The sequence below is a fragment of the Streptomyces sp. BPTC-684 genome, from assembly GCF_030028635.1.
Taxonomy (GTDB): Bacteria; Actinomycetota; Actinomycetes; order Streptomycetales; family Streptomycetaceae; genus Streptomyces; species Streptomyces noboritoensis.
In genome coordinates this window covers 2,725,564-2,748,802 of record NZ_CP124863.1, presented here as the reverse complement: position 1 = coordinate 2,748,802, position 23,239 = coordinate 2,725,564, and the positions used below count along the sequence as shown (strand labels likewise).

Annotated in this window: 20 protein-coding genes and 3 tRNA genes; 12 read left to right on the top strand and 11 right to left on the bottom strand. The window is 70.3% G+C overall.

The features are described from left to right. Positions 1-17: 17 nt before the first annotated feature. The 5 genes from QIY60_RS12215 to QIY60_RS12195 form a co-directional block, all read right to left on the bottom strand. Positions 18-809 (bottom strand): ABC transporter permease, encoded by a 792-nt coding sequence (locus QIY60_RS12215; RefSeq protein ID WP_283142434.1) that lies wholly within the window; start codon positions 807-809, stop codon positions 18-20. Further along, the gene (locus tag QIY60_RS12210; protein WP_283142433.1) at positions 806-1,729 is read right to left on the bottom strand and encodes an ABC transporter ATP-binding protein; all 924 of its coding nucleotides are present in this window, start codon (positions 1,727-1,729) and stop codon (positions 806-808) included. Before QIY60_RS12210 ends, QIY60_RS12215 begins: the two co-directional genes overlap by 4 nt. 129 nt (positions 1,730-1,858) lie before the next feature. Continuing rightward, positions 1,859-1,931 (bottom strand) — tRNA-Gly (locus QIY60_RS12205). A 79-nt stretch (positions 1,932-2,010) separates the two neighbouring features. Further along, positions 2,011-2,082, bottom strand: a tRNA-Gly gene (locus QIY60_RS12200). Between the two features lie 145 nt (positions 2,083-2,227). Next, positions 2,228-2,545, bottom strand: a complete 318-nt coding sequence (locus QIY60_RS12195) for an Lsr2 family protein (protein WP_283142432.1) — start codon at positions 2,543-2,545, stop codon at positions 2,228-2,230. 331 nt (positions 2,546-2,876) lie between these two features. Here QIY60_RS12195 and purS point away from each other — a divergent pair, with 331 nt between their 5' ends. The 3 genes from purS to purL are packed head-to-tail and all read left to right on the top strand — an operon-like array spanning position 2,877 to position 6,054. Next, the gene (purS, locus tag QIY60_RS12190; protein ID WP_067162360.1) at positions 2,877-3,128 is read left to right on the top strand and encodes a phosphoribosylformylglycinamidine synthase subunit PurS; all 252 of its coding nucleotides are present in this window, start codon (positions 2,877-2,879) and stop codon (positions 3,126-3,128) included. Then, the gene (purQ, locus tag QIY60_RS12185; RefSeq protein WP_283142431.1) at positions 3,125-3,805 is read left to right on the top strand and encodes a phosphoribosylformylglycinamidine synthase subunit PurQ; all 681 of its coding nucleotides are present in this window, start codon (positions 3,125-3,127) and stop codon (positions 3,803-3,805) included. The genes purS and purQ overlap by 4 nt, the downstream gene beginning before the upstream one ends. Continuing rightward, positions 3,805-6,054 carry a phosphoribosylformylglycinamidine synthase subunit PurL gene (purL, locus tag QIY60_RS12180; protein ID WP_283142430.1) on the top strand — a complete coding sequence of 750 codons (2,250 nt, stop codon included), beginning with the start codon at positions 3,805-3,807 and terminating at the stop codon, positions 6,052-6,054. Before purQ ends, purL begins: the two co-directional genes overlap by 1 nt. Positions 6,055-6,367: 313 nt before the next feature. Here the strand turns inward: purL and QIY60_RS12175 are convergent, their stop codons facing one another. Further along, positions 6,368-7,819, bottom strand: coding sequence for an MFS transporter (locus QIY60_RS12175; RefSeq protein ID WP_283142429.1), 1,452 nt, complete (start codon positions 7,817-7,819; stop codon positions 6,368-6,370). A gap of 209 nt (positions 7,820-8,028) precedes the next feature. Between QIY60_RS12175 and QIY60_RS12170 the strand changes: the two genes are divergently transcribed. The 4 genes from QIY60_RS12170 to purM all read left to right on the top strand — a co-directional run bounded on the left by QIY60_RS12170 (position 8,029) and on the right by purM (position 12,533). Next, positions 8,029-8,691, top strand: a complete 663-nt coding sequence (locus QIY60_RS12170) for a TetR/AcrR family transcriptional regulator (protein WP_283142428.1) — start codon at positions 8,029-8,031, stop codon at positions 8,689-8,691. A 176-nt stretch (positions 8,692-8,867) separates the two neighbouring features. After that, positions 8,868-9,653, top strand: coding sequence for a maleylpyruvate isomerase family mycothiol-dependent enzyme (locus tag QIY60_RS12165; RefSeq protein ID WP_283142427.1), 786 nt, complete (start codon positions 8,868-8,870; stop codon positions 9,651-9,653). Between the two features lie 240 nt (positions 9,654-9,893). Beyond that, on the top strand, positions 9,894-11,420 hold the full coding sequence (gene purF, locus QIY60_RS12160) for an amidophosphoribosyltransferase (RefSeq protein ID WP_266981902.1): 1,527 nt from the start codon (positions 9,894-9,896) through the stop codon (positions 11,418-11,420). Positions 11,421-11,465: 45 nt separating this feature from the next. Then, complete coding sequence (gene purM, locus QIY60_RS12155; RefSeq protein ID WP_283142426.1) at positions 11,466-12,533, top strand: phosphoribosylformylglycinamidine cyclo-ligase; 1,068 nt, start codon at positions 11,466-11,468, stop codon at positions 12,531-12,533. 118 nt (positions 12,534-12,651) lie between these two features. On the opposite strand, the gene QIY60_RS12150 is transcribed toward purM, so the two are convergent. Continuing rightward, positions 12,652-12,918, bottom strand: a complete 267-nt coding sequence (locus tag QIY60_RS12150; protein WP_190091932.1) for a DUF3073 domain-containing protein — start codon at positions 12,916-12,918, stop codon at positions 12,652-12,654. 281 nt (positions 12,919-13,199) lie between these two features. Next, on the bottom strand, positions 13,200-14,303 hold the full coding sequence (locus tag QIY60_RS12145) for a Glu/Leu/Phe/Val dehydrogenase dimerization domain-containing protein (protein ID WP_283142425.1): 1,104 nt from the start codon (positions 14,301-14,303) through the stop codon (positions 13,200-13,202). Between the two features lie 176 nt (positions 14,304-14,479). Here QIY60_RS12145 and QIY60_RS12140 point away from each other — a divergent pair, with 176 nt between their 5' ends. Further along, complete coding sequence (locus QIY60_RS12140) at positions 14,480-15,322, top strand: hypothetical protein (RefSeq protein WP_283142424.1); 843 nt, start codon at positions 14,480-14,482, stop codon at positions 15,320-15,322. Positions 15,323-15,864: 542 nt separating this feature from the next. Then, complete coding sequence (bldC, locus tag QIY60_RS12135) at positions 15,865-16,071, top strand: developmental transcriptional regulator BldC (RefSeq protein WP_003949541.1); 207 nt, start codon at positions 15,865-15,867, stop codon at positions 16,069-16,071. Positions 16,072-16,431: 360 nt separating this feature from the next. On the opposite strand, the gene QIY60_RS12130 is transcribed toward bldC, so the two are convergent. The 3 genes from QIY60_RS12130 to hrpA form a co-directional block, all read right to left on the bottom strand. Further along, entirely contained in the window at positions 16,432-16,656 is a 225-nt protein-coding gene (locus QIY60_RS12130; protein ID WP_283142423.1) for a DUF6274 family protein, read from the bottom strand. A 243-nt stretch (positions 16,657-16,899) separates the two neighbouring features. Further along, positions 16,900-16,974: transfer RNA gene (locus QIY60_RS12125), tRNA-Asp, on the bottom strand. A 104-nt stretch (positions 16,975-17,078) separates the two neighbouring features. Continuing rightward, the gene (hrpA, locus tag QIY60_RS12120) at positions 17,079-21,011 is read right to left on the bottom strand and encodes an ATP-dependent RNA helicase HrpA (RefSeq protein ID WP_283142422.1); all 3,933 of its coding nucleotides are present in this window, start codon (positions 21,009-21,011) and stop codon (positions 17,079-17,081) included. Between the two features lie 102 nt (positions 21,012-21,113). On the opposite strand from hrpA, the gene QIY60_RS12115 reads away from it, so the two are divergent. From QIY60_RS12115 to QIY60_RS12105, 3 genes are all read left to right on the top strand, one after another. Next, a complete protein-coding gene (locus QIY60_RS12115; protein WP_283142421.1) occupies positions 21,114-21,479 on the top strand; it encodes a hypothetical protein in 366 nt (121 codons plus the stop codon). An 89-nt stretch (positions 21,480-21,568) separates the two neighbouring features. Next, positions 21,569-22,372: a DsbA family protein gene (locus tag QIY60_RS12110; RefSeq protein WP_283142420.1), complete on the top strand. Its 804-nt coding sequence runs from the start codon at positions 21,569-21,571 to the stop codon at positions 22,370-22,372. After that, entirely contained in the window at positions 22,369-23,202 is an 834-nt protein-coding gene (locus QIY60_RS12105) for a cytochrome c biogenesis CcdA family protein (RefSeq protein ID WP_283142419.1), read from the top strand. Before QIY60_RS12110 ends, QIY60_RS12105 begins: the two co-directional genes overlap by 4 nt. Positions 23,203-23,239 lie beyond the last annotated feature (37 nt).

Genomic DNA, 23,239 nt, shown 5'->3' with positions numbered 1-23,239 from the left:
CCCGTCATCCCCCTGTGTCAGCGCCGCGGTTCCCAGCGGAACCACGTGCGTACAGCAAACACGCCGAGCAGTGTCCAGGCCACCGCCGTACCGAGGTGGCCGAGCACCTCGCCGGTGTCGAGCGCGCCGGTCCAGCCGCCCCTGATCAGGGCGATCGCCGGGGAGAGCGGCAGCAGTTCGCAGACCGAGGCCATCGCGTCGGGCATGACGTCCAGCGGGACGACCATGCCGGAGCCCGCCATCGACAGGAGCAGCATCGGCATCACCGAGATCTGCGCGCCCTCGGCGGAGCGGGTGAAGGCGGCGGTCGCCGCCGCGAGTACGCACATCAGCGCCGCGCCGAGCAGCAGCCCGGCCGCCGCGAGCCACACCGCGCGGGGCGCGGCCATGTCCATCACGACGGTGCAACCGGCCGCGAGCAGGGCGCACTGCACGAGCGCCAGCGCCACCGCCGGGAGCGCGGCGCCGGCGAGGATCTCGCGGTCCCGCAGCTCGCCGGTGCGCAGCCGCTTCAGGACGAGCTCCTCACGGCGTACGACGAAGACGCCGACCAGGGCCGAGTAGACGGCGAAGAGCAGGACGTAGCCGAGCGAGCCGGGCAGCAGGACCGTGCCGACGGTCAGCCCGCTCTTCTCCAGGTCCATGCCGTCGACGGCCGTGCTCATGGAAAAGGTGAGCATCGCGGGCAGCACCAGCGCGGTGAACGACGCGGCCTTGTTGCGGCCGAGCAGGGTGAGTTCGGCGCGGGCGAGCGCCTTCATCCGGGAGGCGGGGGTGCCGACGCGGGGTTCCAGGGCCGTGGTGCTCATCGGGTCGACTCCTGTTCCCGGGCGATGTGCAGGAAGGCTTCTTCGAGGGACGCGGCCCGGATGTCGAGGCCGCGCAGCTCGACGTGGCCGTCCCGGGCCCACAGCAGCAGTTCGGTGGCGGCGTGCTGGAGCGCGGTGGTCTTCAGCCGTACGGTCCGGCCCTCGGTCTCGTGGCTGGTGACCCCGAGCAGGCCGAGCGGCGGGAGGTCGCCCAGGTGGTAGCCCTCGGGCAGCTCGAAGGAGAGGTGCGAGGGCTGGGCGGCGACCACCTCGTCCACGCGCCCGGTGGCGGCGATGCGTCCCTCGTGGAGGATCGCGAGCCGCTCGGCGAGCGCCTCGGCCTCCTCCAGGTAGTGGGTGGTCAGCAGCACGGTGGTGCCCGCGTCCCGCAGTTCGCGGACCAGCTCCCAGGTGGTGTGGCGGCCCTCGGCGTCCAGGCCGGTGGTCGGCTCGTCGAGGAAGAGCACCTCGGGCCGGGCGAGCAGCGCGAGCGCGAGATCGAGCCGCCGCTTCTCGCCGCCGGACAGCTGCTTGACGCGTACGTCCGCGCGCCGGGCGAGCCCGACGAGCTCCAGCGCCTCGCCGATGGGCCGGGCACCACTCGTACATCCCGCCCACATCCGTACGGTTTCGGCCACCGTCAGCTCCGACGGGAAGCCGCCTTCCTGGAGCATGACCCCGGTGCGGGGGCGCACGGCGGCGCGTTCGGTGTACGGGTCGTGGCCGAGCACCCGTACCGATCCGGCGCTCGGCGGGGCGAGGCCTTCGAGCAGCTCGACGGTGGACGTCTTGCCCGCGCCGTTGGTGCCGAGCAGCGCGAAGAGCTCGCCGCGCGCCACGGAGAAGGAGATTCCACGAACGGCCTCGAAGCCCCCGGCGTAAGTGCGCCGCAGCTCCTCGACCTCGATCACATCTGGCATGCGTCCAGCGTTCCGCGGGAGGGGGGTCCGGGGCAGTGCGCGGTGTCATCGCTCGTCATGACAAATGTCAGCGGGGCCCGTACACACGACAAAGGCCCCGGTCATGATGACCGGGGCCTTTGCTACCTGAGCGGACGACGAGATTCGAACTCGCGACCCTCACCTTGGCAAGGTGATGCTCTACCAACTGAGCCACGTCCGCATTGCTGCCGCTCGGCTCTCACCTGCGGTTGCGAACACCACTGTACCTGATCCACAAGAGTGGTTGGTAAGCGATGCAGAGCGGGTGACAGGAATTGCACACTGCGCCTTCCCCCTGGAAGGGGGATGTTCTGCTACTGAACTACACCCGCACGCTGCTGGAGACTCGGCCTTTCGGCCTCGCCCCTCGGCGTGCTTCAGACTCTAGCTGATCACCCCGGGTGCAATGCAACTCGGTTGCCGGGGCCGCCAGTCCGGGGCCCCGGACTGGCGGCCCCGGCTCCTGCCGCGGCGCCCTCAGACCGCCGCGCCGAAGGCCTCGTAGACCTTCTTGGGGATGCGGCCCCGGGAGGGCACCTCCATCTTGTTCGACCGGGCCCAGGCGCGGACCGCCGCCGGGTCGGGGGCGACGGCCGTGTGCCGGAACGTCTTCCCGGACTTCGACTGCTTGCGGCCCGCCTCGACGTACGGGGCGAGGGCCTTGCGCAGTTTCTTTGCATTGGCGGGATTGAGATCGATCTCGTAGGCCTTCCCGTCCAGGCCGAACGTGACGGTTTCCGCCGCTTCTCCGCCGTCCAGGTCGTCGGAGAGCGTGACCACTACGCGCTGAGCCACGGATATCGGTTCCTTCCCACGGTCCGCCGTTCCCACGTGTCTGACGTGCGGCGATACCGGCCTTCCGGCGGTTTTGGAGCAATGCTGTTTCTCTCGGGTTTCCCCTGAGAAACCTTTGTACAGCGGCAGGCATTGCATTGTGAAGCCCAGCCAATTGCATCCGCGTGTCCGACCGCAATGTGCGGGGACCGTTTTTCCCGGGATTTTTCCCACGTGTTGTCACGGCCGAAACCGGAACGTGATCGGACGCCTCCGATATCTACTCGCGTAGATTTTCCGGCCGGGTACTCTGAGGGAACCGCCTTCGCACCACACCACCACGGGAGTGCCAGTGGCACGCGTCGTAGTCGACGTCATGCTCAAGCCGGAGATCCTCGACCCGCAGGGACAGGCGGTGCAGCGCGCACTGCCCCGTCTCGGCTTCGAGGGGATCGCGGACGTCCGCCAGGGGAAGCGTTTCGAGCTGGATGTGGAAGGGCCCCTCGACGAGGCCGCCCTCGCCCGCATCCACGAGATGGCCGAAACGTTCCTCGCCAACACCGTCATCGAGGACTTCACCGTGAAGGTCGAGGAGTCCAAGTGACTGCTCGCATCGGTGTCGTCACCTTCCCCGGGACGCTCGACGACCGCGACAGCCTGCGGGCCGTGCGGATCGCGGGTGCCGAGCCGGTGTCGCTGTGGCACCGCGACAAGGACCTCAAGCAGGTCGACGCGGTCGTCCTGGCCGGCGGCTTCTCCTACGGCGACTATCTGCGGGCCGGAGCCATCTCCCGCTTCTCGCCGGTGATGGAGACGATCATCGACCAGGCGAAGGCCGGAATGCCGGTCCTCGGCATCTGCAACGGCTTCCAGATCCTGACCGAGTCGCACCTGCTGCCGGGCGCCATGCTCCGCAACAACCACCTGCACTTCATCTGCCGCGAGCAGAAGCTGCGGGTGGAGACGAGCGGGACCGCCTGGACGGCCGACTACACGGCCGGGCAGGAGATTCAGATCCCGCTCAAGAACATGGACGGCCGGTACGTGGCCGACGAGCGCACGCTCGACGAGCTGGAGGCCGAAGGCCGCGTGGCCTTCCGCTACATGGACTTCAACCCCAATGGCTCGCTCCGCGACATCGCCGGCATCACCAACGCCGCCGGGAACGTCGTCGGCCTGATGCCGCACCCGGAGCACGCCGTGGAGCCGCTGATCGGCACCGGCCGCACCGACGGCCTCGGTTTCTTCACCTCGATCCTCAAGAAGCTGGTCAACGCCTGATGAGCCTCGACACCGTCAAGCACGCCACCGGGACGCCCGACGTCGAGCAGCCCTGGAAGGAGCTCGGCCTCAAGGAGGACGAGTACGCCCGGATCCGCGAGATCCTGGGCCGCCGCCCCACCGGCGCCGAGCTCGCCATGTACTCCGTGATGTGGTCGGAGCACTGCTCGTACAAGAGCAGCAAGGTCCACCTGCGCCAGTTCGGCGAGAAGGTCCCCGAGAACGACGCGATGCTCGTCGGCATCGGCGAGAACGCGGGCGTCGTCGACGTCGGCCAGGGCTACGCGGTCACGTTCAAGGTGGAGTCCCACAACCACCCCTCGTACATCGAGCCCTACCAGGGCGCGGCCACCGGTGTCGGCGGCATCGTCCGCGACATCCTGGCGATGGGCGCCCGCCCGGTCGCGGTCGTCGACCCGCTGCGCTTCGGCGCGGCCGAGCACCCCGACACCAAGCGCGTCCTGCCGGGCGTGGTCGCGGGCATCGGCGGCTACGGCAACTGCCTGGGCCTGCCGAACATCGGCGGCGAGGTCGTCTTCGACGAGTGCTACCAGGGCAACCCGCTGGTCAACGCCGGATGCATCGGCGTGATGAAGCACGAGGACATCCACCTCGCGAAGGCGTCGGGCCCCGGCAACAAGGTGATCCTGTACGGCGCCCGCACGGGCGGCGACGGCATCGGCGGCGTCTCGGTCCTGGCCTCGGAGACCTTCGAGTCGACGGGCCCGGCCAAGCGTCCGGCGGTCCAGGTGGGCGACCCGTTCCAGGAGAAGCTCCTCATCGAGTGCACCCTGGAGATCTTCAAGGAGAAGCTGGTCGCGGGCATCCAGGACCTGGGCGGCGCGGGCCTGTCCTGCGCCACCTCGGAGCTGGCGTCGGCGGGCTCGGGCGGCATGCGGGTGGACCTGGAGACGGTCCCGCTGCGCGACGCGACGCTCTCTCCCGAGGAGATCCTCATGAGCGAGTCGCAGGAGCGGATGTGCGCGGTGGTCGAGCCGCAGTACGTCGACCGCTTCATGGAGATCTGCGAGAAGTGGGACGTCATCGCCACGGTCATCGGTGAGGTGACGGACGGCGAGCGCCTGGAGATCTTCTGGCACGGCGAGCAGATCGTGGACGTACCGCCGCGGACCGTGGCCCACGAGGGCCCGGTGTACGAGCGTCCGTACGCGCGCCCCTCCTGGCAGGACGCGCTCCAGGCCGACGACGCGGGCAAGCTGCCGCGGCCGTCGACGCCGGAGGAGCTGCGCGCGCAGGTCCTGAAGCTGGTCGGCTCCCCGAACCAGGCCTCCAAGTCCTGGATCACGGACCAGTACGACCGGTTCGTGCAGGGCAACACCGTGCTCGCGCAGCCCGAGGACGCGGGCATGGTCCGCATCGACGAGGAGTCGAACCTCGGTGTGGCGATGGCGACGGACGGCAACGGCCGGTACGCGAAGCTCGACCCGTACACGGGTGCGCAGCTCGCGCTGGCGGAGGCGTACCGGAACGTGGCCGCGTCGGGTGCGAAGCCGCTCGCCATCTCCGACTGCCTCAACTTCGGCTCGCCCGAGGACCCGGACGTGATGTGGCAGTTCGCGGAGGCCACGCGCGGTCTTGCGGACGGCTGCCTCCAGCTCGGTACGCCGGTGACCGGTGGCAACGTCTCGCTCTACAACCAGACCGGTGACACCGCCATCCACCCGACGCCGGTGGTCGCGGTCCTGGGTGTGATCGACGACGTCACGCGGCGTACGCCGATCGCGTTCGCGGAGGAGGGGCAGCTGCTGTACCTCCTGGGCGACACGCGGGAGGAGTTCGGCGGGTCGGCGTGGTCCCAGGTGATCCACGACCACCTGGGCGGGCTGCCGCCGCGGGTGGACCTGGACCGGGAGAAGCTGCTCGGCGAGATCCTGATCTCCGCCTCGCGCGACGGCATGATCGACGCGGCGCACGACCTGTCCGACGGTGGTCTGGTGCAGGCCGTGGTCGAGTCCTGCCTGCGCGGGGGCCACGGCGCGCGTCTGGTCGTCCCGGACGGCCTGTCCGCCTTCACGTTCCTGTTCAGCGAGTCCGCTGGGCGTGCGGTGGTCGCGGTGCCGCGCAGCGAGGAGCTCCGCTTCACGGATATGTGCGGTGCGCGTGGCCTGCCGGCGGCGCGGATCGGAGTGATCGATGGTCAGTCCGTCGAGCTCCAGGGCGAGTTCAGCGTGCCGCTGAGCGAGCTCCGGCGGGTCCACGAGGCGACGATCCCCTCGCTGCTCGCGTGAGGTAACCCCCACCCCACCCCTTCCCGAAAGCGCTCAGCCGCGCGGCTGGGTTCGTCGGCTGCGGGTGGGTGGGGGCTGGTCGCGCAGTTCCCCGCGCCCCTGGATGCGCCCCTTCGGGGCGCCCAGGGGATTGCCGCGTAGCGGCATTTAAGGGGCGCGGGGAACTGCGCGACCAGCCACACACAACCTGCAGACGAACGGGATCCGGGGCGCAGCCCCGAAAGCGGGGTGCAGGGGCCGCAGGCCCCGCCTGGGGGTCCGGGGGCGTAGCCCCCGGGAGAGCCGCCTCCGCCCCCACCCACCCCCGGAGGGTTCAGGGAAGGGGCGGGGTGGGGGTCGGCAGGCGGGTTGCCAGGTACGCCGCCGCCGCCATCAGCACCGCCCCCACCACGAACACCACATCCATCCCCGTCGTGAGGGCATGAACCCCCGACGCGTGCGAAGGACCGTGCAGCGCGCGCAGCGCACTCGTCGAACCCCCCGGCCCCTTCGCCTCGTACACCCGGCTCAGGATCGTCCCGAACACCGCCGCCCCCAGCGCGTTCCCCAGCGTCTGGAAGAACCGCGTTCCCGTCGTCGCGATGCCCAGCTGCCGCGGCGGCGCGGCGGCCTGCACGATCTGGATCAGCTGGCCGATGAGCAGGCCGAACCCCGTACCCATCAGGAGCAGTTCGGCCCGGATCTGCCACAGGTTCGTCGAGACGTGCGTCGTGGCGAGGAGCCCCAGCGCCGCCGCGGCCGCGACCGTACCCGTCAGCACGAACGTCTTCTGCGACCAGCCGCGCGCCCCCAGCCGCTCCGAGGCGAGGCCGACGGCCGTCATGCCGATCGCCATCGGGATGAGGTACAGGCCCGCCGAGGTGGCCTCGATGTGCCGGACGACCTGGAGGTAGATCATCACGTACACCAGCGTGCCCATCATGGCCGCCCCGACCAGCGCCTGGATCGCGAAGCCGAGCCGGACCGCGGGGACCTTGAACATCGACAGCGGCAGGATCGGCTCGGCCGCCGTGGTCTGGCGGCGCAGGAACAGGGCGAGCGCGATGGCGCAGGCGGCCGTGAGGCCGAGGATCTGCGGCGAGGTCCAGGCGTAGTCCTTGCCGCCCCACTCCGTCACCAGCAGCAGCGAGACGGAGAAGGCCGCGGCGAGCGCCGCGCCGAGGTAGTCGATGCGGTGGTGGACCGGGGTGACCGGGAGGCGGAGCACGACGACCGCCGCCGCGAGGACGGCGATGCCGACCGGCAGGTTCACGTAGAAGATCCAGCGCCAGCTCGCGTGGTCGGCGAGCGTGCCGCCGATCCACGGGCCGAGCGCCATCCCGGCCCCGGCCACCACCCCGCCGATGCTGCCGCCCTTGCCCCGGCCCGTACCGTCCCCGGGCCCCGCGAGCTGTGCGATCACCACCATCGTCACGCTCATCAGGCCGCCGCCGCCGACGCCCTGCACCGCGCGGGCCGCGATCAGTTCGCCCATGGACTGGGCCGCCCCGCACAGCGCCGAGCCGGCCAGGAACGTGGCGATGGCGCCCACGAAGACCTTCTTGGCGCCGATCGTGTCGCACAGCTTCCCGTACAGCGGCAGCACCGCCGCCGAGGCGAGCGCGAACGAGCTGATCAGCCACGGGATCTTGTCCATCCCGTGGACCGGGTCGAGGTCGCGCACGATCGGGACGGTCGCCGCCGACACGATGTTGGTGTCGAGCACCGCCAGCAGGATCGTGACCAGGCAGACGACGAAGCCGATCTTGACCTGGACCGCGGACATCGGTTGATCCGGACGGTCCGGGGCTTGCGTATCAGCACCCCGCGCCGTTTTCGGCATGGGTGTGCTCAGGGTCTTGGGCATGGTGGATTCCCCCTCCGGGGCGGCAGTTGGGGCCGCTCGCCGTAGTCGTGGGCACCACCCTGACCCACATTCTGTACTGAGTCAACTTTTCATCCTGGATCAAAATTCATCCTGGTACAGTGATGCCCATGGCGGAGTACGTGGAGATCCCCGCGCCGGCCCACATGGGCCTGCGGGAGCGCAAGAAGTGGCAGACCCGGCGCCGGCTCATGGCGGCCGCCCTCGACCTCTTCGCCGAGCGCGGCTACGACAAGGTCTCCGTCGCCGAGATCGCCGAGGCGGCGGACGTCTCGAAGATGACCGTCTTCAACCACTTCGCCACCAAAGAGGACTTGGCGCTCCGGCCGATGGAGGAGCACAGCGGCGACGTGGTCCGCGCCGTCCGCGAGCGCCCGGCGGGCGAGTCCGCCGTCGCCGCCGTGCGCGCCCACTACCTGGCGGCCGTCGAGGCCCGCGACGCGTCCATCGGCCTCAACGACGACCCGATGGTGCTCCAGCTGCTGCGGCTCATCATGGAGACCCCGGTGCTCCTGAACCGCGCCCACGCCGCCCTCGTACGCAGCTCCGACCTGGTCGCCGAGGCGCTGGACGAGGAGACCGGGGACCCGGTGCTCGCCCGGGTCGCGGCGGCCCAGCTGATGGGCACGCGCGCGACGCTGGTCAGCGAGAACCACCGCCGCCTGCTGCTCGGCGACCCGGCGGAGGACATCGTCCCGGACGCCGTCCGCCTGGCCGTTCGAGCCTTCGACCTGGTCGAGTTCGGCCTCGGGGACTTCGCGACGAGGGGGTAGCGCCGCTCATTCGGCTGCGGGCCGGTGGGTGGCTGGTCGCGCAGTTCCCCGCGCCCCTAAAGTGCCGCTCCGCGGCAATCCCCTGGGCGCCCCGGAGGGGCGCATCTAGGGGCGCGGGGAACTGCGCGACCAGCCACCCACGGTCCGCAGCCGACGAACCCGCATAGGCTCCCGTCATGCCTCCCGCCAAGAAGCGCACGCGCAGCTACGACCCGGGGAAGACCCGCGCCGCCGTCCTCGCCCAGTTCGCGCACGTACGGGAAGCGGTGGCGCGGCTCGCGCCCGACGTGCTGGAGCGGCCGACCCGGCTGGCGGGCTGGACCGTGTACGACCTCGCCGCGCATCTGGCGCGGGCCGTGGACGTGGTCGCCCGGAACCTGGCCGAGCCGGCGCCCGCCCCCGGCCGCCCGGAAATCACTCTGCCGGACTGGCCGTTCGCCACCGCCGCGGCCGCCGTGCGCACCCCGGACGCCCAGCTGGACCTCGCCGCGCTCTACGCCGACGTGGCCGCCCGCACCGGGCGGCTGCTCCCGGGCGCCGAGGACACCCGGCTCGTCAGGACCGCCCTCGGCACCATGACCCTCGCCGACCACCTGGTCACACGCACGGTCGAGCTCTGCGTCCACACCGACGACCTGAACGACGCCGTGCCCGGCCTGGACATCCCGTACGAGCGACAGGCGCTCGCCGCCTGCACCCGGCTGCTCGCCGACGCGCTCGCGGTGAAGGCGCCGGGCGGCTCGGTCGAGGTCCGGATCCCGCCGTACGCGGTGGTCCAGTGCGTCGAGGGCCCCAAGCACACCCGGGGCACGCCCCCGAACGTCGTGGAGACCGACCCGCTCACCTGGATCCGGCTCGCCGCCGGGCGCCGGGCGTGGGCGGACGAGCGGGACGGGGGGCGGGTTTCGGCGAGCGGGGAGCGGGCGGACCTCTCCGCACTCCTGCCGGTGCTTTCCCGCTGAGGAATGCGGCCCGGCGAGGTGGTCATATGGCTACGGCAGGTGACTTCCGGCCGGGTTCCCGCCGGGGCCCGCGCGACCTCCGTCACATTTCCCGCCCGGCCTCTCCACCGGCCATTTCCCGCCCTGGCGGGAAAAGCCCTGCTCCACCCCGTCCGGCAGATGCCACAAACCGCCCACCACCCCCGCCTCGTCCGTATCCCCAATTCGGACCAGTGGTCGATCTCGCCTACACTCGGTGGCGTGCCACGTGGTGACGGTCGACTCAATCATGATCTGCTCCCCGGCGAGAAAGGCCCCCAGGACGCTTGCGGCGTCTTCGGCGTCTGGGCTCCGGGTGAAGAGGTCGCCAAGCTCACTTACTTCGGGCTTTACGCCCTCCAGCATCGGGGCCAGGAATCCGCGGGAATCGCGGTCAGCAACGGCTCCCAGATCCTCGTCTTCAAGGACATGGGGCTTGTCTCCCAGGTCTTCGACGAGACCTCTCTCGGTTCCCTCCAGGGTCATATCGCGGTCGGTCACGCCCGCTACTCGACCACGGGTGCCTCCGTGTGGGAGAACGCGCAGCCGACGTTCCGGGCGACCGCCCACGGCTCGATCGCGCTCGGCCACAACGGCAACCTGGTGAACACCGCGCAGCTCGCGGAGATGGTCGCCGAGCTGCCGAAGGAGAACGGGCGCGCGACCCAGGTCGCCGCCACCAACGACACCGACCTCGTCACCGCCCTGCTCGCGGGGCAGACCGACGACGACGGCAAGCCCCTCACCGTGGAGGAGGCGGCCGCCAAGGTCCTTCCCCAGGTGCAGGGCGCGTTCTCGCTGGTCTTCATGGACGAGCAGACGCTCTACTGCGCCCGTGACCCGCAGGGCATCCGCCCGCTGGTCATCGGCCGCCTGGAGCGCGGCTGGGTGGTCGCGTCCGAGACCGCCGCCCTCGACATCTGCGGCGCCAGCTTCGTCCGCGAGATCGAGCCGGGCGAGCTCGTCGCCATCGACGAGAACGGTCTGCGCACCTCACGATTTGCGGAAGCGAAGCCCAAGGGCTGTGTCTTCGAGTACGTGTATCTGGCTCGCCCGGACACCGACATCGCCGGTCGCAACGTCTACCTCTCGCGCGTCGAGATGGGGCGGAAACTCGCCAAGGAAGCGCCTGTCGACGCCGACCTGGTGATAGCGACTCCGGAGTCCGGCACCCCCGCCGCCATCGGCTACGCGGAGGCCAGCGGCATTCCGTACGGCTCGGGCCTGGTCAAGAACGCCTACGTCGGCCGGACCTTCATCCAGCCCTCGCAGACCATCCGCCAGCTCGGCATCCGGCTGAAGCTGAACCCGCTGAAGGAAGTCATCCGGGGCAAGCGCCTGGTGGTCGTGGACGACTCGATCGTCCGCGGCAACACCCAGCGCGCGCTGGTGAAGATGCTCCGCGAGGCCGGGGCCGCCGAGGTCCACATCCGGATCTCGTCCCCGCCGGTCAAGTGGCCGTGCTTCTTCGGCATCGACTTCGCGACCCGCGCCGAGCTGATCGCCAACGGCATGACGATCGAGGAGATCGGCACGTCGCTCGGGGCCGACTCGCTCTCGTACATCTCGACCGACGCGATGATCGAGTCGACCACCATCCCCAAGGACAACCTCTGCCGCGCCTGCTTCGACGGGGTCTACCCGATGGAGCTCCCGGACCCCGAGCTGCTCGGCAAGCAGCTCCTGGAGACCGAGCTCGCGGCCGGCCCCGCCGCCACGGCCGCGGCCGACGCGCTGCGCCGCCCGTAGGCGCCCGCACGAACCCTGCAGTACGACACGAAAGTTCTCACTGTCATGTCTGAGACCACTGGTGCCAGCTACGCAGCCGCGGGCGTCGACATCGAGGCGGGCGACCGCGCCGTCGAGCTGATGAAGGAGTGGGTGAAGAAGACCAAGCGCCCCGAGGTGCTCGGTGGCCTCGGCGGTTTCGCCGGTCTCTTCGACGCCTCCGCCCTCAAGCGCTACGAGCGCCCGCTGCTCGCCTCCGCCACCGACGGCGTGGGCACGAAGGTCGACCTCGCCCGTCGCCTCGGCGTGTACGACACGATCGGCCACGACCTCGTCGGCATGGTCGTCGACGACCTCGTGGTGTGCGGCGCCGAGCCGCTGTTCATGACCGACTACATCTGCGTCGGCAAGGTGCACCCCGAGCGGGTCGCCGCCATCGTGAAGGGCATCGCCGAGGGCTGTGTCCTCGCGGGCTGCGCCCTGGTCGGCGGCGAGACCGCCGAGCACCCGGGCCTGCTCGGCCCGGACGACTTCGACGTCGCCGGCGCCGGTACGGGCGTGGTCGAGTACGACCGGCTGCTCGGCGCGGATCGCATCCGCACGGGTGACGTCGTCATCGCCATGGCGTCGTCCGGACTTCACTCGAACGGGTACTCACTCGTCCGGCACGTGCTCTTCGACCGGGCGAAGATGAAGCTGGAGCAGCAGGTCGAGGAGTTCGGGCGGACCCTGGGCGAGGAGCTCCTGGAGCCGACCAAGATCTACTCGCTGGACTGCCTGGCCCTGACCCGTACCACCGAGGTGCACGGTTTCAGCCATGTCACCGGCGGCGGCCTCGCCAACAACCTGGCCCGGGTCATCCCCGACCACCTGCACGCCGTGGTCGACCGCTCGACCTGGGCGCCGGGCGCGGTCTTCGACCTGGTGGGCACGGCCGGCAAGGTCGAGCGGCTGGAGCTGGAGAAGACGCTGAACATGGGCGTCGGCATGATCGCGATCGTCCCCGAGGGCTCGGTGGACGTGGCGCTGACGACCCTCGCGGACCGGGGCGTGGACGCCTGGGTCGCGGGCCGGATCACCGAGCGCGGCGATCACACCACGGGCGCCGAGCTCACGGGTGACTACGCGAAGTAGGTCCCCGCGGACAGCACAGAACCCGGTCCGAGGCTTAGGCCCCGGACCGGGTCAGTGGTGCTTTGAGCAGCGGAAACGATTGCTGCGAAACCCGAAGGCTTATGAAGACGTGCGCGCGTCAAGCGCCGCGACGCTGCGCCGACGGACCGGACTCTTCGTCCTCGTCATCGTCGTCGCTGTTGTACAGCTCCGCATAGCGGGCGTACGGGTCGTCTTCCTCGTCGTCGTCCTCGAACGGCTCGCCATTCGGCGGCTGATTCGAGATCGGCTGCGAAGTCGATGCGCCCAGCTCGTTGGCCAGACGCGACAGGTCAGTCCCGCCGCTGCTGTACTTCAGCTGGCGGGCGACCTTGGTCTGCTTGGCCTTTGCCCGGCCGCGCCCCATGGCTCGACCCCCTCGGTGACGGGGCTCAACGGCCCCAGAGTCTTGACACGCGTTCATGAGTCGGAACGGGCTCTCCGTGGAGAGACCGTGTCCGTAGGGCTTCAACGGTACCTGCTTCCGCGGCCATACGGTACGCCGCCCGCATGACGTGCCACTTCGCAGAACCCGCAAGGAGCCCCTTCCTCGCTGGTCAACCGCGATTTTAACCTCTTCTTGGCGTCCGACCCGCCGACCGGCGTGAGTCTTCTCTCGCCGGTCGGCGGATCGGGTGCCGGGGGCGTCTAGCGCTTGCGCGCCTCGGCCATGCGCTGCTCGGCGATCCGGTCGGCCGCGGCGGCCGGCGGAATCCCGTCTTCCTTCGCACGTGCGAATATGGCCAGCGTGGTGTCGAAGATCTTCGCGGCCTTCGCCTTGCAGCGGTCGAAGTCGAAGCCGTGGAGCTCGTCGGCCACCTGGATCACGCCACCGGCGTTGACCACGTAGTCGGGCGCGTAGAGGATCCCGCGGTCCGCGAGGTCCTTCTCGACGCCCGGGTGTGCCAGCTGGTTGTTGGCCGCGCCGCACACGATCTTCGCGGTGAGCACCGGGACGGTCTCGTCGTTCAGGGCGCCGCCGAGCGCGCAGGGGGCGTAGATGTCCAGCCCCTCCACGCGGATCAGCGCGTCCGTGTCGGCGACCGCGGTGACGCTGCCCGGGTGCTTGTCGAGGATCCGGCGTACCGATTCCTCGCGCACGTCGGTGATCACGACCTCGGCGCCGTCCGCCACCAGGTGCTCCACCAGGTAGTGGCCCACCTTGCCGACGCCCGCGACGCCGACCTTGCGGCCGCGCAGCGTCGGGTCGCCCCACAGGTGCTGGGCGCTGGCCCGCATGCCCTGGAAGACGCCGAAGGCGGTGAGCACGGAGGAGTCGCCCGCGCCGCCGTTCTCGGGGGAGCGGCCGGTCGTCCACCGGCACTCGCGCGCCACGACGTCCATGTCCGCCACGTACGTGCCGACGTCGCACGCCGTCACGTAGCGGCCGCCGAGCGAGGCCACCATCCGCCCGTAGGCGAGGAGGAGTTCCTCCGTCTTGACCGTCTCCGGGTCACCGATGATCACGGCCTTGCCGCCGCCGTGGTCGAGCCCGGCCATGGCGTTCTTGTACGACATGCCGCGGGAGAGGTTGAGCGCGTCGGCGACGGCCTCGGCCTCGCTCGCGTAGGGGTAGAAGCGCGTTCCGCCGAGGGCCGGGCCCAGGGCGGTGGAGTGGATGGCGATGACGGCTTTGAGGCCCGAGGCGCGGTCCTGGCACAGCACGACCTGTTCATGGCCGCCCTGGTCCGAACGGAACAGGGTGTGCAGAACGTCTGCTGAGCTGACAGCGTCGCCGGTCACATCGGTCACGGTGGTGACTCCCAAGTACGAAGCGGCGTTTGACGGCCCGCTTGTGGGTGGGGCGGGCCGCGTCGCGGCCCGCCCGGGGCCGCGCTGGGAGCAGAGTAAGTCCTACGCGTCCGTAGATCAGGCGCAGTGCCCAGGATCACCCTCCCGCCCCGCGTGCGCGTGGGACGATTCGACGCATGGCGGTGGTGTCCTCGGTGATCGTCCCGTACGCGTCCTATCTCCGGGTGTACGAGCCGCTGGCGGCCTTCCCCGAACCGGAGCGCGCCCATTGGGCCCGCTACGCGGAGCGCGGCCGCACCCCGGGTGCCCAGGACGAACTCCGGCGCGCGCTGGCGGATCTGGTGCCGACGCCCCCGGTGGCGGTGCCGGTCCACGAGAGCGCGGACGCGTTCGTGGCGGAGGTGGACGGGGTGGTGTGCGTCTGCCCGTGGCGGACCCGGCTGCGCGGCTGGCAGGCGCTGGAGGAGCTGCCGGGCCAGTTCCCCGAGCCGGTGCTCGACGCGCTGCTGCCGCCGGTGGTGCGCCGGCAGGCCGCGGCGGACTACGAGCGGTGGCGGGAGAGGAACCCGGACGCCCGGCCGTGGATCCGCACGGCGGTCTGGCACGTTCCTGTGAGCTGGTTCACAGTCTTTTCGGACGAAGAGCGGGAGTATGTCCGGGCGGAGAGCGGCGCGGCACCCGTGCTGCGCTACCGCACCCCGATGGTCCAGGCCCGGCGCCGCCTCGCGCGGGCGCTTCGGACACTGCGCGACCACATCGACGAGGGACCCCTGACCGAGGGGCTGGTCGAGGTGGGGCGCTGGCTGGAGGAGTTCCATCCGCGCTCGCTGGTGGAGCTCGACTACGGGGGCCTGGTGCACGCGCTTCCACAGGCGCGCCTGGAGGAGGACCGCTCGGCGGCCGACGTGGCCGAGGGGATCGCCGCGCTGCGGGCCGGGGACGGCGCGGGGGCGGCCAGGGCGTACGAGCGCTTCACGGAGCGCTGGCGGGCCGTCAGGGACCGCCAGCTCGCGAACTGAGGGACCGTCGGACTGAGGGGGCGTCGGACGGCGCCGCACGCTGACCCGTTCGGGTGAGCGCTTTCGTACGGCTGAGTGACCTTTCCGGCCGTACGGTCGGGACGTAGGTCCTGATCCGGGCCTTTGCCCCAAGCGTGACGGACCGCACTTACTGGGCCCTTGCGTCGATCCCCCACCCTCGTGCCAAAATAGGACAAGGAGTCCGGGGAGGGCTCCTTCCGTCCAACTACGGGCGGATTGCTTGGTATTGCCTGATCTGGGGGGTCTGATGACTCCTGATCGCTCTGTGACTGATCGTCACTGTGGCGTGACTGTCCGCTATGGCATGGTCCATCGGCTTCCGTCGCTGATGAACACCTGGGAGGGCAATTCCATCGGTTTGGCCGACGTGGCTGGACAGATGGTGTAGTTGTAGTGCCGAGGACAAGCCGTTCGTCCTATAACCGACTCGGCTCGCGTCCGCCATTTCGGGCAACGCGGGTCAAGGTGCAGAATTTAGAGGAAAGAACCGAGAAGGTTCGGTTCTCCCGAGGAGGCCGCTCATGACCGCTCGCACCCCTGATGCCGAGCCGCTGCTGACCCCGGCTGAGGTTGCCACGATGTTCCGCGTGGACCCGAAGACGGTCACCCGCTGGGCGAAGGCGGGCAAGCTCACGTCCATCCGCACGCTGGGTGGGCACCGCCGGTACCGCGAAGCAGAGGTCCGTGCGCTGCTTGCGGGTATTCCGCAGCAGCGTAGCGAGGCCTGAACAACACCCCGATAACGGGCATTCCGGGGCCCCCACCCCGGTCGCCCACCCCATAGCTCCACTGACGCCAGGCCCGCCCCAACGGGCCCATCGTCATCGGCCGCGCTGGACTCCGCCGGGTCCAGCGCGGTCTTTTTTATGCCCCGATCCGGGCCGGTCCGGGCCGTCTGGGGGTGCTTCGCGGAGCTTGCCGCAGGTACTTGAAGGGGTGGTGCAATTGCACATATTAAATTGGGAGGTTGTAGGTACGGCGTAAGTTCCCCGGTTCCCAAAACTTGTTCGGTGACTCCCGTCACACCGCCGCGACCGTCCTCTGAACAGAGCCTGCCACCGTCCGGGGCGCGGCCGGCCCGCCATTGGTCACCGCTCGACGGGACTTTCGTCCTCGGCGAGGGGCCCGGGGAGAGTCTCGGGCAGGGCCTCGGGGAGTACGAGGAGGGGCTCCGGCTCGGAGAGCTCCATGGCGAGCCGCAGGAGGCGCGAACAGACGGGGCAGTGCCGGGTGACATGCCGGTAGCCGCTCGCGGCCGACAGATGGGCGCGCAGCAGCGCCCGAGTCTCGTGCCTCGCGGACGACGCCGTCATGCGCCACCTCCCGGGTGGGGCCCGCTGCCTCCTCCTTGGGTACCGGTGCCGGTTGACCCCGTCAAGACGGCCGGAAACGCCAAGTGGGCCCGGATCCATACGGATCCGGGCCCACTTGTTACTGCGGTCCTGACGGGATTTGCTGTGTCTGTTTCGCGGCTCCGCCGCGGGGCGCGGCCTCGGGTGGGCCCCGAACAGCACCAGAGCCCGCATCCGGGAAGGATGCGGGCTCTGATTTCACTGCGGTCCTGACGGGATTTGAACCCGCGGCCTCCACCTTGACAGGGTGGCGAGCACTCCAAACTGCTCCACAGGACCAGGTTTCGCAGCCTGTGCTTGCTCCTTGGCTGCGAGAGAGACTGTACAGCAGGTCAGCTGGTCAGGTCGAACTCACTCAGGGCGATGGGTCCGTCACGGCGTCGTCACGGCGCCGCCGCGTCGATCGCCTTCACGATCCGCTTGTCCGAGACGGGGAACGCGGTGCCCAGCGCGTGCGCGAAGTAGCTCACCCGCAGCTCCTCGATCATCCAGCGGATGTCCAGGACCTCCCGGGGCACCGGCCGCCCCTGCGGCATCTGCTCCAGGAGCCACGCGTACTCGTCCTGCATCTCGTGGACCTTCTCCATGCGCGTGGTGTCGCGCTGCACGGACGTCGGCATCTGCTGCAGGCGCCGGTCCACCGCCACCAGATAGCGCATCAGGTCCGGCAGCCTGCGCAGCCCCGTCGCGGTCACGAAGCCGGCCGGCATCAGGGCCGCCAGCTGCTCCCGTACGTCCTGGAGGTTGTTGATCAGGACCAGGCTGTTCGTGGCCTTCAGGCGGCGCTCACAGGCCTGCCAGGCGGCCAGGATCTGCTGCACCTGCCCGACGGTCCGTACGGTCGCGTCGACGAGGTCGGCGCGCACCTTGTCGTACAGCTTGCGGAACGACTCCTCGTCCCACGCCGGGCCCCCGTGGTCCGCGATCAGCTTGTCGGCGGCGGCCATGGCGCAGTCGTCGAAGAGCGCCTGGACCGAGCCGTGCGGATTGCGGGACAGGGCGAGCTTCTGCTGGTTGGTCAGCTTGTCCGAGGCGAACTTCGCCGGGTTCACCGGGATGTTCAACAGGATCAGCTTCCGGGTGCCGCGCCACATCGCCTGCTGCTGCTCGGCCTCGGTGTCGAAGAGCCGTACGGAGACGGTCTCACCGGAGTCGACCAGCGCCGGGTACGCCTTCACCGGCTGGCCCGCGCGCTTGGTCTCGAAGACCTTCGTCAGGGTGCCGATCGTCCAGTCGGTGAGGCCCGTGCGCTCGATGGAGACACCGCCCGAGGGCGCGGCCGCCGCGGCGGCCTTGGAGAGCGCCTGGCGGGCCTTGGGGCGCAGCTGGAGCTTGAGCGCCTCCAGGTCCTTGTCCTCGGCCAGCTTGCGGCGCCGCTCGTCGACGATCCGGTACGTGATCTTCAAGTGGTCCGGTACGCGCGCCAGGTCGAAGTCGTCGGCCGTGACCGGGACCCCGACCATCCGCTGGAGCTCGCGCGCCAGGGTGACAGGCAGCGGCTCCTGCAACGGCACGGCCGTGTCCAGGAACCGCGTCGCGAAGTTCGGCGCGGGCACGTAGTGGCGGCGGATCGGCTTGGGCAGCGAGCGGATGAGCTCGGTGACGACCTCCCCGCGCAGGCCGGGGATCTGCCAGTCGAAGCCCTCGTCCGTGACCTGGTTGAGGACCTGGAGCGGGATGTGGACGGTCACGCCGTCCGCGTCCGCGCCCGGCTCGAACTGGTAGGTGACCTTGAACTTCAGCCGGCCCTGGCGCCAGTTGTCCGGATAGTCGTCCTTGGTGACGGCGAGCGCCGACTCCCGGATGAGCATCTCCCGCTCGAAGTCCAGGAATTCGGGCTCGTCGTGGCGCTTGTGCTTCCACCAGGAGTCGAAGTGGGCGCCGGAGACGACGTGTTCGGGCACCCGCTGGTCGTAGAAGTCGAAGAGCGTCTCGTCGTCGACCAGGATGTCGCGGCGCCGCGCCCGGTGCTCCAGCTCCTCGACCTCGGTCAGGAGCTTGCGGTTGTCGGCGAAGAACTTGTGGTGGGTGCGCCAGTCGCCCTCGACCAGCGCGTTGCGGATGAACAGCTCGCGCGAGGCCTCCGCGTCGATGCGGCCGTAGTTCACCTTGCGGTTGGCGACGATCGGCACGCCGTACAGCGTGACCCTCTCGTACGCCATCACCGCGGCCTGGTCCTTCTCCCAGTGCGGCTCGCTGTAGGTGCGCTTGACCAGGTGCTGGGCGAGCGGCTCGATCCACTCGGGCTCGACCTTCGCGTTGACCCGCGCCCACAGGCGGGAGGTCTCCACGAGCTCGGCCGACATGAGGACCTTGGGCTGCTTCTTGAAGAGCGCGGAGCCCGGGAAGATCGCGAACTTGGCACTGCGGGCGCCCAGGTACTCGTTCTTGTCGGTGTCCTTGAGCCCGATGTGGGAGAGGAGACCGGCGAGGAGCGAGGTGTGGACGGACTGCTCCGGCGCGGCCGTACCCGCCGAGGGCTCCTCGATGTGGATGCCCATCGTCTTGGCGACCGTGCGCAGCTGGGAGTAGATGTCCTGCCACTCCCGGATGCGCAGGAAGTTCAGGTACTCCTGCTTGCACATCCGGCGGAAGCTGGAGGAGCCGCGCTCCTTCTGCTGCTCGCGGACGTACCGCCACAGGTTGAGGAAGGCGAGGAAGTCGCTGGTCTCGTCCTTGAAGCGGGCGTGCTGCTGGTCGGCCTGCGTCTGCTTGTCGGACGGCCGCTCGCGCGGGTCCTGGATGGAGAGCGCGGCCGCGATGACCATGACCTCGCGGACGCAGCCGTTCTTGTCGGCCTCCAGGACCATCCGGGCCAGGCGCGGATCGACCGGGAGCTGCGCGAGCTTGCGGCCCATCGGGGTCAGCCGCTTGCGCGGGTCCTTCTCCGCCGGGTCCAGCGCGTGCAGCTCCTGGAGGAGCTGGACGCCGTCGCGGATGTTGCGGTGGTCCGGCGGGTCGATGAAGGGGAACTTCTCGATGTCGCCGAGCCCGGCGGCGGTCATCTGGAGGATGACGGAGGCCAGGTTGGTACGGAGGATCTCGGCGTCGGTGAACTCCGGCCGGGAGAGGAAGTCGTCCTCGGAGTAGAGCCGGATGCAGACGCCGTCGCTGGTACGGCCGCAGCGGCCCTTGCGCTGGTTGGCGCTGGCCTGCGAGACCGCCTCGATGGGCAGCCGCTGCACCTTGGTGCGGTGGCTGTAGCGGGAGATACGGGCGGTGCCCGGGTCGATCACGTACTTGATGCCCGGGACCGTCAGGGAGGTCTCGGCGACGTTGGTGGCGAGAACGATCCTGCGGCCGGAGTGCTGCTGGAAGACGCGGTGCTGCTCGGCGTGGCTCAGGCGCGCGTACAGCGGGAGCACTTCGGTGAACCGGAGGTTCTTCTTGTTGAGCGCGTCCGCCGTGTCGCGGATCTCGCGCTCGCCGGAGAGGAACACCAGGATGTCGCCGGGGCCCTCGGACTGGAGCTCGTCGACGGCGTCGCAGATCGCGGTGATCTGGTCCCGGTCGGCGTCCTCGGAGTCCTCCTCCAGGAGCGGCCGGTAGCGCACCTCGACCGGGTACGTACGGCCGCTGACCTCGACGATCGGCGCGTCCCCGAAGTGGCGCGAGAAGCGCTCGGGGTCGATCGTCGCCGAGGTGATGACGACCTTCAGGTCCGGCCGCTTGGGCAGCAGCTGGGCCAGATAGCCCAACAGGAAGTCGATGTTGAGGGACCGCTCGTGGGCCTCGTCGATGATGATCGTGTCGTACGCGCGCAGCTCGCGGTCCGTCTGGATCTCCGCGAGCAGGATGCCGTCCGTCATCAGCTTGACGAAGGTCGCGTCCTGGTCGACCTGGTCGGTGAACCGGACCTTCCAGCCGACCGCCTCGCCGAGCGGGGTCTTCAGCTCGTCCGCGATCCGGTCCGCGACCGTACGGGCCGCGATCCGGCGGGGCTGGGTGTGCCCGATCATGCCGCGCACGCCCCGGCCCAGCTCCATACAGATCTTGGGGATCTGGGTGGTCTTGCCGGAGCCGGTCTCACCCGCGACGATCACGACCTGGTGGTCCCGTATCGCCTCCAGGATCGCGTCCTTCTTCTGGCTGACCGGGAGCTGCTCGGGGTACGTGACCTCGGGCATACGGGAGGCCCGCCGGGCGACGCGCTCGGCGGACTTCGCGGCCTCGGCGGCGATCTCGTCGAGCACGGCCTGCCGGGCTTCGGGCTTCTTGATGCGGCGGGCGCCTTCCAGACGGCGGCCGAGCCGATGGGCGTCACGCAGCGAGATCTCGGCCAGCAGGGTCTGGAGATCGGCAAAGGAAGTAGACATACCTGATTCAGGATCTCACCCGCCGCCGACGAGTGGCGAACGCATTTCGGGTCCGTCACCGGCTTGGCGCGCGGCCACCGGCCACCCCGTACCATTTCGGGCATGCCCCGCACCCACGCCCCGCACCGCCGCCTCGCGGCCGTGCTGCTCATGGTGCTCGGGGTGGTGACGGTGCTGCTGTGCGGGCCGTCCCCGGCGGTTGCCTCACCGGGTGAGGCGCCGCGTACGCAGGTGTCGGCCCCCGTCGACGGCTCGCCCGGCTGCAAGCAGGGCGGCAGGCAGGACAAGGGCGGCGATCCGGCCGCGCCGGTGCGGGCCCGTACCGCGTACGACCAGGCCCCCGCGCTCGGCGAGCGGACCGTCCCGGCGGGCCTCGTCGCCCAGGACGCCCAGCACCGCACCCCACCGGCCCGCGGCCCCACGCTCGCCGCGCCCACACCCGTCGAACTCTCCGTACTGAGGGTCTAGGCGGCCGGTCACCACGACCGGCCGTCCCTTTCCCCTTCCCTCTTCCCGCCGCAGCCGAGCGCTGTCGCGGTACGTACACGGAGACCCGTATGTCCAAGCCCAAGGGCACCCCTGCGCCCAAGTCCAAGCCGTCGAAGTCCAAGCCGTCCAAGGCCGGGAAGAAGCCGTTCCTGATCGGCGCGGCCGTGGTCGCGGCCGCCGCCGTCCTCGGGGTCGCCTCCTACCAGGCGACGTCCTCCGACCCGAAGAAGAGCGACTCCGTCGCCTCCTCCTCCGACGCCGTCGAGCCGCCCGCCGGGACCTTCCCCGAGCTGGAGAAGCTGGCCCGGCGCGACGGCAGGGACCCGCTGGCCCAGGGCCGCGCCGACGCGCCCGTCGTGATGATCGAGTACGCCGACTTCAAGTGCTCGTACTGCGGCAAGTTCGCCCGCGACACCGAGCCCGCGCTGGTGAAGAAGTACGTCGACGCGGGCACCCTGCGCATCGAATGGCGCAACATGCCGATCTTCGGCGCCGAGTCGGAGGCCGCGGCGCGCGCGGCCTGGGCGGCCGGGCAGCAGGGCCGGTTCTGGCAGTTCCACTCGGCGGCGTACGCCAAGGGCGCCAAGGAGAAGGGCTTCGGCAAGGACCGGCTGCGCGAGCTCGCGAAGGAGGCGGGCGTGGCCGACCTGGACCGCTTCGTACGGGACGCGGACGGCGACGCCGCGAAGGCGGCCGTGAAGAAGGACCAGGACGAGGCGTACGCGCTGGGCGCGACCTCCACGCCGTCGTTCGTGGTCAACGGCCGCCCGCTGGCCGGGGCCCAGCCGCTGGACACCTTCGCGCAGGCGATCGACGAGGCGGCGAAGTACAAGGCCGCGCAGGCCGCCGCCACGAAGGGGACCGGAAAGTGACCCCGGACATCGGCTATCTGGCCGCGTTCCTGGGCGGTCTGCTCGCGCTGCTCAGCCCGTGCAGCGCCCTGCTGCTCCCGGCCTTCTTCGCGTACTCGATCGACTCCACCTCCCGGCTCCTGGCCCGCACCGGCATCTTCTACGCGGGCCTGGCCACCACCCTGGTCCCGCTCGGCGCGGCGGGCTCGTACGCGGGACGGCTCTTCTACGGCCACCGCGACCAGCTGGTCCTCTTCGGCGGCTGGCTGATCATCGCGCTCGGCGCCGCCCAGATCCTCGGCATGGGCTTCGCCAGCCGCCGGATGACCGAGCTGTCCGGCCGCATCCGCCCGACCACGGCCGCCTCCGTCTACGCGCTCGGCGCGGTCTACGGCCTGGCGGGCTTCTGCGCCGGGCCGATCCTGGGCAGCGTCCTGACGGTGGCCGCGGTCAGCGGCAGCCCGGCCTACGGCGGGCTGCTCCTCGCGGTGTACGCCCTGGGGATGGCGGCCCCGCTGTTCCTGCTCGCGCTGCTGTGGGAGCGCTTCGGGCTCGGCCGCCGCCGCTGGCTGCGCGGCCGGGCGGTGAAGCTCGGCCGCTTCGAGCTGCACACCACCTCGCTGCTCTCGGGCCTGTTCTTCATCGCCCTGGGCGTCCTGTTCCTGGCGTACGACGGGGCCACGGCGCTGCCGGGGCTGCTCGACGTGGACGATTCGTACGCGGCGGAGAAGTGGGCCCGCTCGTTCGGCGACGCCGTCCCGGACTGGGCACTCCTTGTGGCCGTGGTGGCGGTGGCCGGGCTGGTCCTGGGCGTACGCGGCCGGCGCGGCCGGGAGCGCGAGCCGGAGTGAGGAACGCGGAAGGGCCCCGTCCGGTGGACGGGGCCCT